The sequence below is a fragment of the Caulobacter sp. genome (genome assembly GCF_035254145.1).
Lineage (GTDB): Bacteria > Pseudomonadota > Alphaproteobacteria > Caulobacterales > Caulobacteraceae > Caulobacter.
Genome location: NZ_DATFAV010000348.1, coordinates 20,424 through 32,936, shown reverse-complemented (window position 1 = coordinate 32,936; position 12,513 = coordinate 20,424). Strand labels below are relative to the sequence as shown.

Genomic DNA, 12,513 nt, shown 5'->3' with positions numbered 1-12,513 from the left:
GGTCCCGGCTTCCGCACAAGCAGCTTCAGATCCGGCGAAAAGGGAAGCACTAGCCATGACCAATCAAGAAGCCTGGAAGATATACGAAAAATATCTGAGCGCGTGGAATACGACCTCTGTCGAAGAGCGCCTGAAAATCTCCAACGAGGTTTTAAGCGAGAAAATTGAATACCAGACCGCCAGACATGACCTGTCCACCGGTCGATCGTTGGTCATCGAAGACATGGCCACCTTCCACAAGAGATTTCCGGGAGGGCATTTCGAGATCGGCGATGTCTCTTCGCACCACAATGTCGCTCTGCTGACTTGGGTTATCATTCAGGCCGATGGTAGAGAGTTCGCTCGCGGAGGGGATCAAATCACAGTCGGTCGCAACGGGCAGATCACCAAGATCATCACCTTCGCTCCGTCTGTAAAGAATCCGAATTAGTCTCCCACTCAATTACGCTCGGCTCAGGTGGCGGAGTAGATAATAAATACTGATGTTCGAATGAAACTCGAGACCACCGAAATTCGATCGATCCTAGCGCCGGCCCACGGGGCTCTCACCCCGCATGATCCGCGCCTCGATCTCGGCTAGCACCGGGCCGAGGTCGGCGACGCTCTCGACGACATAGTGCGCGCCGGATTCACGCAGCGCCTGGGTGGAGGCTTCGATCCGCGCGGCGCGCTCTTCGGCCGACAGGCCCGCCAACACGTCCGCCGCAAGGCCGACGCCGTTGCCCGAGGCCGACAGGCCGACCGTCCAGGCGCCGACCTCCAGCCCCTCCCCGATCCCGACGACCGCATCGTCGACCTTGACGCAGGCCCGCGCCGGCCAGGCGCCGAGTTCGACCAGGGCCTTCCACATCATCAGCGGCGAAGGACGCCCCTGCGCCGTCTCGCCGGCGCAGACCACCACCTCGGGCGCATAGCCCTGGTCGGCCGCCAGCGGCAGGATGTCGGCCATCATCGGACGGGTGTAGCCCGTGGTGGAGCCGATCTTGACGCCCCTCGCCCGCAGGTCGGCGGCCAGCTCGGCCGCGCCGGGGATCAGCGTGGCGCAGTCGCGAGCGGCCGCGCGCATCCGGGGCTCGACGGCGTCGTGCAGGCGGTCGACATCGACCTCCGTCGAGGCCGCGCCGTAGCGCTTCGCCCAGAGGCCTGCGATACGCGGCGTGGCCAGCAGGGCGCGCACGTGATCGCGCTTGGCCTTGCCCATGTCGGCCCGCGCCTCGGCCTCGGTGATCTCCACGCCCGCCTCGGCGAAGACCTCGCGCAGGGCCACCACGGGGGCGCGGCAGCCGAAGTCGATCATAGTTCCGGCCCAGTCGAAGACGACGGCCTGGATAGGGCTGTTGGTCATGCGGCGGCTCCAGGCTGGGGCAGTTCATAGAGGTCGGCGAGCACCTCCTCGGCCAGGCCGAAGGCGGTCGAGGCGCCCGTGCCCCCGGTCACCACCACCAGACGCACGCTCGGCATGGGAGCCTCGACCAGGCTGTGACCGTCGGCCGAGGCGTAGGTGCCCGTCCAGCGTTCCAGCACCGAGGGCGGCGCCTGGCCGAACACCTTCTCGAACTCGTCGAGGATCAGGGCGTCGACATCGTCGCGCCCGAAGGGATCGGGCGTGGTCGCGTAGTGATGGCTGTCGCCGACCACCAGGGAGCCGTCGGCGCTCTGCGCCACGATCAGGTGGACGCCGTGCTCCAGGTGCGCGGCCTGCTCGTCCTCCAGACGCGCGCGCACGGCGGCCGTTTGCGGCAGATCGGCGTAGCCGAGGTAGCGGATGAGACCCAGGTCCGACATCACCGGCGCGGGCAGACGCCAGCCCGGATCGGCCAGACGCAGCATCTGCAGCTTGCAGCGCGTCACCCCGGCCCGTGCGAAGGTGTCCGGAAACAGGGTGACCAGGTCGTCGCCCGGACAGACGACGATGCTCTCGGCCCGGATCACGCCGGCCGATGTCTCCAATCGTCCGGTCTCGACACCGCGCACCGCCGCGCCGCGCAGGAAGGTCACACCGTGGGCGGACTCCAGCAAGGTGGCCAGGCGCGGGATGGCGGTGCGAGACTCGACGCGCAGGTCGACCGTGCTGGTCAGGGCGCCGAGCACCTCCCCGCCTCCGGGCAGCCGATCGCCGAGGTCGCCGGCCTCGCGCCAGGCGCAGCCCTCGGCCATCTCGGTCTCGAGAAAAGCTTCCAGAACCGCCCTGGCCTCCGGTCGACGAGCGACCATGGTCAGGCCTCGTTGCAGAACCGCGATCCCCGCCGGACCCGCCACCTCGTTCCACAGCTGCGCCGAGCGACGAGCCCGCCGCCACACCTCGCCTCGCGCCTGGCCCGTGACGGTCACGAAGCCGAAGTTGCGCACCGAGGCGCCGTTGGCCTGGGCGTCGCGGTCCACCACGATGACACGCTTGCCCAAGCGTACGCCGGCCAGGGCGTGCGCCAGGCCAACAACGCCGGCGCCGACCACGGCGAGATCGAAGGTCTGTTCCAAAGATGGGTTTCCAAAACTTGTAGGGGTTACTCTGGCGTCCCGCCGACCATGTCAGCGACCAGATGCTGCAGGACGCGCTTTTCCAGCACCAGTAGAGCGCCGGCGTCATTGGTTCGCATGACGAGACCGTCGGAGAGCGGCTTGGCGGCCTCGTGCGCGGCGCGCGCCAGGCGCAAGAAGTCCGCTCGGCCTCGCCCGCTGACGCCGTGCAGGGCGCAGAGCTGGCGCCAGTCGAACACGAAGTCCTCCAGCAGCCTGTCGAACCGCGCGGCGCGCGTCCTGGCTTCGGTGGTGTCCGTGGTGATCGCCAATTCCGCGCGGAGGTCATCGATCAGCCACTGCACCTCGGCGGCGGGCATGACCGGATCGCGGTGGTCGACCTCCGTGAGCAGTTCCAGGTCGTTGCGGGGATCCCAGGCCATCGTCCGCCATTGGTCGCGCGGCGGCGCCGGTCCGCGAGCGAACCGCCAGAACGCCGCCGTGCCGGTGGTGTCGGCCACAAGGTGGATACGGTCCTGGCTGGCCCTGTTTTCCACATGATGCCGGCGCCAGTTGTCGAAGATCCAGGCCTCGCCCGCGGCCATGTGCACGGACTGCCCATCGCAGTGAAAACGCACGGCCGGCTGGGTGAAGACCGGAATGTGCAGCCGAACCCGCGTGTGCCAGTGGTAGTTGATGTCGGCATGCTCGGGCACGTCGGCGCCGGGCGCCAGGCGCATCAGCCGTGAACGGCTCCACACCACGCCAAAGCCGGCCAGGACCTGTTGCAGGTAGGGCATGGCCTGAAGCCAGGGCGTCGGCAGCATCTGTCCGTGCACGGAGTCCGTCTCGGCCCCACCGGCGCTTATCAGCCGGGCGGCGCTGTTGCCCTGCACGCGATCGGGATGCGGAACCCAGGCCTCGACCGGCAAGGCCGCGACCTCGGCCTGCAGGCGCGCTACGTCGAAAAGCACCGGCAGCTGATAGAAGGGGTGCGGCAGCCGCATGAGGTCAGCCCCTGTATCCGGTCACGGCGTCGCCTAACGCGGCCCGTAGCGGCGTCAGCCAAGGCCCATAGCGTTCCCATTGCGAGAGCCCGTCCCGGCCGATGGGCTGGCGCACCTGTTCGGAGCTGGGCGTGCGGATGCTGCGCCGGGTCTCGTGGAAGGCCAGACAGGCCGGTTCGAAAGGCAGAGCGCATGCGGCCAGCATGCGCCGCACGCCGCCTTCCAGATCCTCGACCACGTCCTCATACTGGACGCGCAGCACCCGACCAGGCAGCACCTCGTCCCAATGTCGCATCAGATCCAGATAGGTTCTGTAGTAGCGGGCGATGTCGTCGACGCCGTAGGTGAATTCCTGATTGTTCGTGCCAAACAGCTGCTTGAGATTGCTGAAGCAGCAGCCCATGGGCTCGCGCCGCGCGTCGATGATCATGGCGCCAGGCAGGATCAGGTGGATCAGGCCGATATGCCAGAAGTTGTTGGGCATCTTGTCGATGAAGAACGGTCGCCCCATCCGGCGATAGACCGCCGTCTCGGCCAGGAAGCGCTCGCCGAGCGCCCTCGTCTCCCCCGCCGCCAGGCGAAGCAGCGCCTCGGGATCCAACGGCAGGCCGCAGTCGGGATCGCGACCGCATAGTTCGCCGGCATACCGGCCGATCTCGGTCAGTTCCTGCGTGCCCTCAACGCGCGAATGGGAGGCCAGGATCTGCTCGATCAGGGTCGAGCCGGAGCGCGGCAGTCCCAGAATGAAGATCGGCGCCGGGTCGTCCACGCCCCAACCGGTGCGCTCGGCGAAGACCGCGGCGGTGAACACGCGCTTGAGCTTCAGGGCGCAGGTTTCGGCGACGTCCGGGCGCCAGCGGCCCAAGGCGCGTCGCACCGCATTGCCGCGCTCGTAGCATCGCCATGAAGCCTCATGGTCGCCTCGGTCCTCCAGCGCCTTGCCCAGGGCGAAAGACAAGTAGACGCGATCCATGTCCTGGACGTCGTTGCGGGCCTGCGCGGCGCGCAGGCGTTCGATGTCGTCGTCGGTGAAGCCGTAGGTCTTGAGGTTGGCGAGGCTGAACCAGGCCACGCCGCTGTCCGGTCGCGCCGCCAGGGAGGCGCGGTAGTCGGCGATGGCCTCGGCCTGGCGGCCAACGATCTTCAGGGCGTTCGCCCGCCACAGGCGCAGGTCGGCGATCTCCGCCTCCGGCAAACCTTCGTCCGCCAGCAGGCGAGCATAGAGATCGATGACAGGCTCATGGTCGCCCAGGCCGATGCAGGCCGCGGCGTACTGCTTGAGGTATTCGCGGTGGTTCGGGTCGTGCGCCAGCAGGCGCTCGGCCTCCCGCCTTGCCTGCTGGTGCTTCTGCTGCTGCAAGAGCGCCATGGCGTAGTCGAGCCGCGCGGCATGGTAGTCTGGGGCGCGCTCGAGCACCGACTTCAGCAGCGCCTCGGCCTCCGCTGGCGCGCCACGCTCGCCGCGGATCCTGGCCAGCAGGCGCAGGGCGCCCACATTGCCGCCGTCCTGGCGCAGGTAGTCCCGGATGACCTCTTCGGCCGACTCAAGATCGCCGTCGGCCAGCAGGCTGTTGGCCACCACCACCCGCGACGGAAGCTGTTCGAGCGCCGCCAGGTGCTGAGCGGCCGCGGCCGCCTGGGCCATGTCGCCCGACAGGCGGTGGAGCTGCGCCAGCATGTCCCAGCAGGCCGGCAGCGTGGGATTGAGCCGCACCGCCTCACGCAACGCCTCGATGGCCGCCGGCCCGTCCCGCATCAGGGCATGGCAATGGCCGCGCTCCTGATAGAGGCGGCTGAACCGGGGATGCAGCGCCTGCAGCCGAGCCAGCACCGCCAGGGCTTCCGGGATGCGTTGGCGGGCCCGGAGGTTCCTGGCTTCCCCCAGCAGCGCGTCGCGCTCGCTATTCATCGCGCCCCACCGGCCAGCAAGAACGGCTCCAGCCAGTCCGGGTCCGGCTGGTCGGCGTCGTAATATTCGAAGATCAGGTGGATGCGGTCGGTGTCGCCGTCGTTGCGCACCCAGTGGGGGCCGAGGTTGTCGACCTCCACCGCCTCGCCTTGCGGAAAGTGATGCTCGGCGGCGCCGAAGAACGACACCACGCCGGGGTTGGTCGTCAGCGGCACGTGGATCTTGTGGGGCCACTTGGCCGCCGGATTGGCGTCGATGTGAGGATGGATCACCCCGCCCGCCGGCATCCTGGCCAGCATCACCCGAGGGAAAACCCCGCGCGCATAACCGTAGTCGCGGACGGCCTGAGCCAGCACGGGTTCCAACAGGCCACGCCATTGCGGCCAAGCCGCGCGATCGTGGGACCCGCGCCAGTCGCGAGGGCTGTCGAAGAAACGGAAGACGATGTGCCGCGTGCCGTCCAACACCTCGAATTTGTTCGGCTTGGCGGCGTTCTCCAACGCCCAGACCGCCTCGGGGATCGCCAGCACGGCCGCGCGCAAGGCGTCGACATCCACAGGACCGAGCTTGCGAACGGTCATGGTCTTGCGCGGGTTGGCCGCAGGCCCCGAGACGGCGCTCACCGCACGCCCTCGAAGCTGTAGCCGAACAGCTCCAGGTCCTGAGCGTAGCGTGCGGCGACGCCATCGATCAGGGTCTGGTCGTAATACTGACGATAGTCGCCGTGCTTGCTGCCGTTGACGCGGTCGAGCGGCCGGGAGGGGATGCCGATGCGCGCGCAGATGGCGTCGTAGGAGCCCTGCATGTCCTCGACCCGGCCGACCGCGTCGGCCAGCGGGGTCTTGCCGTCGTCATCCACCAGCAGCCGGGCTTGGGGCTGGAACAGGATGTGACCCTCGGGCGGTTCGGCGAACAGGAAGTGGCGCATCGCCTCGCGCGGCTGGCGCTGGAAGACGTCGCCGCCCCGCAGCATGAACGCGCAGTAGGACACGAAGCGGTCGAACGGATTGCGCACGAAGGCGAACTTGAAATAGCCGGCGAAAGTCTCCTCGCCGAGATGGGGCCGCACCTGGCGGAGGGCGAGGTGGCCGTGCTGGATCGCCGCCAGATCCTGCCAGGGGAAGCGCTTGTTGACGAACAGGCCCACCTGTTCGACGTCCTCATCGCCCAAGTGCTCGCGCAGGGCCTGCCGCACCGAATGGGTGCCAGTCTTGGGCACCGCGGCGAAGATGAAACGGTGGCGATGGGAAATAATCATGTTTCTTGAACGTAGAGAAGAGCGCCCCACTCTCGAAAGAGTGAGGCGCTCATCGGATCATCAGAACTTGTAGCGAAGACCGACCATGTAGGTCGAACCGCTCTGGGTCTGGTTATAGAGATACTCGTTCTGCCCCCAGAACTGAGTGTCCTTCTGGTTCGTCAAGTTGATCGCGTTCAGCGTGAGCTGAAGCGCGCTCGAGACGTTGAGGAAGGCCGAGGCGTCCACATAGGTGGATCCCTGGAACCCGCGCGTGCTGGCGCTCATCAGGCTGTCACTGTGGCCGCTGAACCATTTGTTGCGATGGCTCAAGGAGCTCCGCAGGCCCCAATGGTCGGTTTCGTAGTAGAGCGTGGCGTTATAGCTGGTGTTCGAGATGCCGGTGAGCGCCTCGTCGGCGTCGACATAGGTGTAGTTCACCACAGCGCCCAGCTTGTCGAACGGCGCGGGCAGGAATGAGAATTGGCCCTGCGCGGCCAGTTCCACGCCGGTCAGCTGCTTCGTGCCGGCGATATTGATCGGCATGTCGAACTCTTTGACGATCGAATTGGCCGTCGCCCCGGGGATCGTGGTGTAAGGCACGCCCGTCTGGCTGAACGGCACGTTCTCAAGCGTCTGAGTGCCGATGAAGTTCTTCAGGCTCTTGTGGAACACGCTCGCCGAGAGCAGCCCGTCCTGGCCGAAGTAGTATTCGGCCGCCACGTCCAGCGTGGTGTCCTTGTAGGGCTTCAGGTTGGGATTGCCGCGCGACGCCGTGATATCGCCGCTGTCGGACTGGAAGGCGCTGCCCTTGGCCGCCATCGAGCCCAGGCCCGGACGGTTCAGGTTTTGCGTGGCGGAGAAGCGCACCATCACCTCGGGCGTCAGTTCAAGCACCGTGTTCAGGGCCGGCAGAACGCCTGAATAGCTGCCCTTCACGTCGGTCGTGCCCAGATAGGCGTAGCTGTCGCCCTGGATCCAGCCGGTGCCGTGGGTGTCGGTCTGATAGCCGCGCAGGCCGATATTGCCGCGGAAGCGCTTGCCCATCAGTTCGCTGTCCCAGTCCGCCTGCACGTACTCGGACACGGTCTCTTCGGAGGTCTCGTAGACGTTCTCGATGTCCTGGAGCGCGCCGCCCGTGCCGTCCTTGTTGGGGCCGAACCGGTGGTACTCGTTGTACTTGGCGAAGGTCTTGTCGTAGTCGCCGACCAGCCACGAGCCGAACTCGTTGGTGAACACGCTGGTGACGTCGGAGACCGACTTACCGCGCATCTTGGACCGGGTGCCGTTGACGTTGTCGTCATAGAACAGGTCCCGGCCACCTTGCGTGAACTTGTGGTAGGCCACGCCAGCGCGCAGGGTCCACACGTCGTTCAGCTCGTACCGGGCGTTCAACACGCCTTCCTTCAGTTCCGACTGGTTGTTGAAGCCGCGATAGTAGAAGGAATCCAGCGCGTAGTTGGCCGGGTCGGTGGCGTTGAAGCCCGGATAGGAGAACGTCGCCGATTGGCCTTCAGCGCCGTAGTTGGCGATCATGTTACCCTTGGCGCGCATGTAGAGCTTGTCGTCATAGGGGGTCTTGTAGGTCGACTTCTCGTAGCCGACGTGACCATCGATCGTGAGGCGATCGGACAGGTCCCACTTGCCGGTCAGCGCGACCTGGTTGAAGCGGTTCTCGTTCAACGACCGGCGATGCTCGCTGCCGAAGGTCGTACCCGTGACATCGGTCAGGGTGACATAGTTGCTGGCGTCCCACGCCAGGTTATTGAGCACCGAACCCTTCTGGAACTGTGACGGCCAGACGCCGCCCGCGGGGGTGTCGAACGCGAACGACTTCGTCCCCGAGCCCAGCGGCCGCGTGGCCAGATGATACTCGTTGCGATGGGTCGTGAACTCGCCGTGCAACACGTCGAGCGTCAGCAGGAGATTGTCCACCGGCTTCCACTGCACCGCGCCCGTCAGACCCAGTCGCTCGGCCTTCGAGTTCCAGGAGGAGATGCGATTGCCATCGGCGATATAGAGGTCGCCGGACAGGAACTTGGCTTGCTGCGCGGCGGTCAGATGGGAGATGTCCAGGCCGTTGGTGACCAGCTTGCGCATGTCCGCCGCGCTCAGCTTGTCATAGTTATAGGTGTTGTGACCCTGCTCGGTGGTCTCGCGCTTGCTGTAGGCGACCGAAACCGCGACGCCGAACTTGTTGTCCCAGTTCTGGCTGAACAGAGCGGCGATGCGCGGCTGGGTGTCCTTGGTATATTGGTTGGTGCCCAGCTTGACCGACACAGCGCCCTTGCTGCCCGGCGCATAGTCGAACGGCTTGCCGGTGAAGAGGCCGACCGTGCCGGCCATGCCGCCTTCGTTCTGGGACGCCTCGAAGGTCTTTTCGACCTCCACCTTCGAGAACAACTCCGAGGCGAAGATGTTGAAATCGAACGCGCGGTCGCGCGAGCGCTGGCCGCGGCTGTCCTGGGCGGAGTCGACGTTGCCCAGCACTTCCATGCCGTTGAGCTGAACGCGGGCGAAATCCGGGCCCAGGCCGCGCAACGAGATGCGGCGGCCTTCACCGGCTTCGCGGTTGATCTGCACCCCCGGCAGGCGCTGCAGCGATTCAGCCAGGTTCAGTTCCGGGAACTTCGCCATGTCCTCGGCGACGATCGCGTCCTTCTGGATGACCGAGTCGCGCTTGATGGCGCGCGCGTCGCTGAGCGACTTGCGGAAGCCGGTGACGACCACTTCCTCGACCGTGTCGCCGGAGGCCTGTTGCGCCAGAGCGACTCGCGGACCGGCGCCGGCGACCAGCACCGCGACCGTGGTCAGCAGGAAACGCTTGAAATTCAGGCGCGTGGCCTGGACGGGATATCGAATAGACATAGTGCTCCACCTGCCCCAACTGGTATGGACCAGAGCGCTTAGAGCAGCTTGCGACGACACCTCCGTGACAATCAGGCTACGACTGCGGGAATTCGCGGAGGCCGCTTACTAGGAGCAGACTCAAGCAGGTCTTGAGGCGTTCGCCTCGCTTCCGCCAGGCACGGGGCGCGAGCCCGTCGAAGACGGAGCCTCGAAAGCGATGCGGCCATAACCTCGCCTGGTATTTTGGACTATACCAAAATAGCTTTTCGCGAAGGCGGGGGCTCAGGACCGGACTATTTCACCATCGCGCGCACGGCGGCATAGCCGGCCAGGGCGGCGAGCCCCGTCGCGCACGCGCCCCAGGCGATGTCGGCGATGGTGACCTTCATCGACCAGGTTCTCAGCGTCGCCATGTTGGTCAGATCGTAGGTGGCGTAGGCCACCGCGCCGAAGACCAGTCCGTTCAGGACGGCGCGGCCGGCGGAGCCTTCCTTGAGCGCCGGAGCCACCGCCAGAAGCGCCAGGCCCACCCCGTAGACCAGATAGAAGACCACGGCGGCGGGAAGCTTCGGCTGCTCCGCCAGCATCTCGCCCAAGGCGGGCCGATATAGCCGCTGGACCATCGCGCTCAACCACACCAAGTCGAGCGCGACGAACGCCGCCAGCGAAGCGATGTAGGCGACCAGGATCTTCATGGCGGGCTCCTTTTGCGCCCGCACGGAGTCGGCGTGACGGGACGATGCAGGGGTTACGCCCGAAAAATCCCGTTGGACGCATCCATCCGCGTCGCCGCGCCAGCCGTAGCTATCCCCGTCAACGCCCTCGCCTCCGACGCCTCTGGAGACTTCGATGCCGGATTCGCCAACCTCGCTCGCGTCCCTGCGCGGCCCGACCGCGCCCTTGCGCGTCGCCGTGATCGGGGCCGGAATCTCCGGACTCTCCTGCGCCTGGCTGCTGGGCCAGCGCCACGACGTCACCCTGTTCGAGGCGGCCGACCGGCTGGGCGGGCACGCCCACACCGTCGAGGTCCCCTCGCCCGGCGGCCCCATCTCCGTCGACATGGGCTTCATCGTCTATAACGAGGTGAACTATCCGAACCTGACCGCGCTGTTCCGCCACCTGGGCACGCCGACCAAGCCGGCCGACATGTCTCTGGCCATCTCGCTGGACGACGGCGAGCTGGAGTACGGCAGCAAGAGCCTAGCCTCGCTGTTCGCCCAGCCCAGCGCGCTGCTTCGACCGCGGTTCTGGTCGATGCTGCGCGATCTCAACCGCTTCTACCGGAGCGCCCCGGGTCATCTGGCGACGCTGGATCCGGTCATCTCCTTGAGCGAGTACCTGCGCGCGCAAGGCTATGGCGCGGCCCTGCAACAAGATCACCTGCTGCCGATGGCGGCGGCGATCTGGTCGGCCAGCATCGAGGGCGTGGGCGATCATCCCGCCGCGGCCTTCATCCGCTTCTTCGAGAACCACGACCTCCTGCGCTTCGTGGGTCGCCGCACCTGGCGCACGGTCGACGGTGGCAGCCGACGCTATGTGGACAGCCTCGCCGAGGCGTTCCAGGGGCGTGTGCGGCTCTCGGCCCGGATCAAGTCCGTGCGGCGGCTAGAGGATTGCGTGCGGATCGTCGAGGAGGACGGTCGGGAGACCACATTCGACCAGGTGGTGTTCGCGACGCATGCGCCGACCACGCTGAACCTGCTGTCCGACGCCGACGAGCGCGAGCGGGCCTTGCTCGGGGCTTTCCGCTACACCTCGAACGAGGTGGTCCTTCACCAGGATCGTCGCCTGATGCCGCGACGCCGCCTCGCCTGGGCCAGCTGGAACCACCTGGGCCGCCGCGACGACCCGGCCAGCGGCTGCGTCAGCTATTGGATGAACCACCTTCAGAGCCTGCGCCAGACGCCCCCGCTGTTCGTCACGCTCAATCCCCACATCGCCCCGCGCGAAGACCTCGTTCATGAGACCCGCGGTTTCGAGCACCCTCATTTCGACGCGGCCGCGCTGAACGCTCAAAAGGCGCTCTGGTCGCTCCAGGGTTCACGCCGCGCCTGGTTCTGCGGCGCCTATTTCGGCGCTGGCTTCCATGAGGATGGCCTGCAGGCGGGCCTCGCCGTGGCCGAACAGCTGGGCGGGGTCCGGCGGCCCTGGCGCGTGGCCCAGGAGAGCGACCGGATCATCATCCGCTCGCCCGACCTGGAACGGGCCGCCTGAGCCGTGAGCGCCTCGGCCATCTACGAAGGCGTCGTCACCCACGCGCGGTTTTCGCCGAGAGCCCATCGGCTGCGCTACCGCATCTTCATGCTGCTGCTGGACCTCGACCAGCTGCCCGGCCTGTTCTCCCGGCTGCGGCTGCTGAAGTCCGGCGCGTTCGGCCTGATGTCATTCCGCGCCGCCGACCACGGCGATCGCTCGGGAACGGACCTGAAGGCCTATGCGACCCGCACGCTGGCGGAAGCGGGGATCATCGCCGAGGGCCCGGTCCGACTGCTGTGCATGCCGCGCATCCTCGGCTACGGCTTCAATCCTTTGAGCCTCTATTTCTGCCATCATGCCGACGGCCGGCTGGCGGCGATCCTCTACGAGGTTCGCAACACCTTCGGCGAACGGCACAGCTATCTGGTCGCAGCGCCCGACACCGCATCGCCCCCCAATACCGCATCGCCCTATGTGCGCCAGACCGCGCCCAAGCGGTTCTTCGTCTCGCCGTTCATGGACATGGACCTCATCTACGACTTCGAGATCCTCCCGCCCGAGGAGCGGATCGGGGTCACGGTCTGCGTCAGTCGCGGCGACGAGCGGATCCTGACGGCCACGTTCACGGGCCAGCGCGCGCCGCTGACCGACGCCGCGCTCTTGAAGACCTGGCTGCGCCATCCTCTGTTGAGCTTCAAGGTCATCGCGGGCATCCACTGGGAAGCCTTGCGGATCCTGGCGCGCGGGATCGGCCTACGTCGCCGCCCGCCGCCGCCCGGTCGCGCCGTCACCCTGGGAGACCTGGTCTGAGGACGCCCTCGCTCCACCGCCGAAGATTCTGCGAACGCCCTGTCGTC

At 66.7% G+C, this 12,513-nt stretch carries 11 protein-coding genes; 3 read left to right on the top strand and 8 right to left on the bottom strand.

Annotated elements, in window-relative coordinates; all coding sequences use genetic code 11:
- The coding region (locus VJ655_RS20540; RefSeq protein WP_324114388.1) for a nuclear transport factor 2 family protein at positions 1-430 on the top strand (430 nt) is incomplete at its 5' end.
- Between the two features lie 93 nt (positions 431-523).
- Here the strand turns inward: VJ655_RS20540 and phnX are convergent.
- The 8 genes from phnX to VJ655_RS20500 all read right to left on the bottom strand — a co-directional run bounded on the left by phnX (position 524) and on the right by VJ655_RS20500 (position 10,155).
- A complete protein-coding gene (phnX, locus tag VJ655_RS20535) occupies positions 524-1,345 on the bottom strand; it encodes a phosphonoacetaldehyde hydrolase (protein ID WP_324114386.1) in 822 nt (273 codons plus the stop codon).
- A complete protein-coding gene (locus VJ655_RS20530) occupies positions 1,342-2,478 on the bottom strand; it encodes a TIGR03364 family FAD-dependent oxidoreductase (protein WP_324114384.1) in 1,137 nt (378 codons plus the stop codon). Before VJ655_RS20530 ends, phnX begins: the two co-directional genes overlap by 4 nt.
- Positions 2,479-2,504: 26 nt before the next feature.
- Positions 2,505-3,464, bottom strand: a complete 960-nt coding sequence (locus VJ655_RS20525; RefSeq protein ID WP_324114382.1) for an aspartyl/asparaginyl beta-hydroxylase domain-containing protein — start codon at positions 3,462-3,464, stop codon at positions 2,505-2,507.
- Positions 3,465-3,468: 4 nt separating this feature from the next.
- Entirely contained in the window at positions 3,469-5,373 is a 1,905-nt protein-coding gene (locus VJ655_RS20520; RefSeq protein ID WP_324114380.1) for a tetratricopeptide repeat-containing sulfotransferase family protein, read from the bottom strand.
- The gene (locus tag VJ655_RS20515; RefSeq protein WP_414647015.1) at positions 5,370-5,954 is read right to left on the bottom strand and encodes an aspartyl/asparaginyl beta-hydroxylase domain-containing protein; all 585 of its coding nucleotides are present in this window, start codon (positions 5,952-5,954) and stop codon (positions 5,370-5,372) included. The genes VJ655_RS20520 and VJ655_RS20515 overlap by 4 nt, the downstream gene beginning before the upstream one ends.
- 38 nt (positions 5,955-5,992) lie before the next feature.
- Positions 5,993-6,631: a sulfotransferase family 2 domain-containing protein gene (locus tag VJ655_RS20510; RefSeq protein WP_324114376.1), complete on the bottom strand. Its 639-nt coding sequence runs from the start codon at positions 6,629-6,631 to the stop codon at positions 5,993-5,995.
- A gap of 60 nt (positions 6,632-6,691) precedes the next feature.
- Positions 6,692-9,478 carry a TonB-dependent receptor gene (locus tag VJ655_RS20505; RefSeq protein ID WP_324114374.1) on the bottom strand — a complete coding sequence of 929 codons (2,787 nt, stop codon included), beginning with the start codon at positions 9,476-9,478 and terminating at the stop codon, positions 6,692-6,694.
- Positions 9,479-9,753: 275 nt separating this feature from the next.
- Positions 9,754-10,155: a DUF2177 family protein gene (locus VJ655_RS20500; protein WP_324114372.1), complete on the bottom strand. Its 402-nt coding sequence runs from the start codon at positions 10,153-10,155 to the stop codon at positions 9,754-9,756.
- Positions 10,156-10,309: 154 nt separating this feature from the next.
- Here VJ655_RS20500 and VJ655_RS20495 point away from each other — a divergent pair, with 154 nt between their 5' ends.
- Both VJ655_RS20495 and VJ655_RS20490 read left to right on the top strand, forming a co-directional pair.
- Positions 10,310-11,674 carry an NAD(P)/FAD-dependent oxidoreductase gene (locus VJ655_RS20495; RefSeq protein WP_324114370.1) on the top strand — a complete coding sequence of 455 codons (1,365 nt, stop codon included), beginning with the start codon at positions 10,310-10,312 and terminating at the stop codon, positions 11,672-11,674.
- Positions 11,675-11,677: 3 nt separating this feature from the next.
- A complete protein-coding gene (locus VJ655_RS20490) occupies positions 11,678-12,466 on the top strand; it encodes a DUF1365 domain-containing protein (protein ID WP_324114368.1) in 789 nt (262 codons plus the stop codon).
- Positions 12,467-12,513: the final 47 nt, after the last annotated feature.

Bases quoted from the DNA above. Each gene is read 5' to 3' on its own strand.
- phnX (WP_324114386.1), bottom strand. From the start codon at position 1,345: ATGACCAACAGCCCTATCCAGGCCGTCGTCTTCGACTGGGCCGGAACT.
- VJ655_RS20525 (WP_324114382.1), bottom strand. From the start codon at position 3,464: ATGCGGCTGCCGCACCCCTTCTATCAGCTGCCGGTGCTTTTCGACGTA.
- VJ655_RS20495 (WP_324114370.1), top strand. From the start codon at position 10,310: ATGCCGGATTCGCCAACCTCGCTCGCGTCCCTGCGCGGCCCGACCGCG.
- VJ655_RS20510 (WP_324114376.1), bottom strand. From the start codon at position 6,631: ATGATTATTTCCCATCGCCACCGTTTCATCTTCGCCGCGGTGCCCAAG.
- VJ655_RS20515 (WP_414647015.1), bottom strand. From the start codon at position 5,954: ATGACCGTTCGCAAGCTCGGTCCTGTGGATGTCGACGCCTTGCGCGCG.
- VJ655_RS20520 (WP_324114380.1), bottom strand. From the start codon at position 5,373: ATGAATAGCGAGCGCGACGCGCTGCTGGGGGAAGCCAGGAACCTCCGG.
- VJ655_RS20505 (WP_324114374.1), bottom strand. From the start codon at position 9,478: ATGTCTATTCGATATCCCGTCCAGGCCACGCGCCTGAATTTCAAGCGT.
- VJ655_RS20500 (WP_324114372.1), bottom strand. From the start codon at position 10,155: ATGAAGATCCTGGTCGCCTACATCGCTTCGCTGGCGGCGTTCGTCGCG.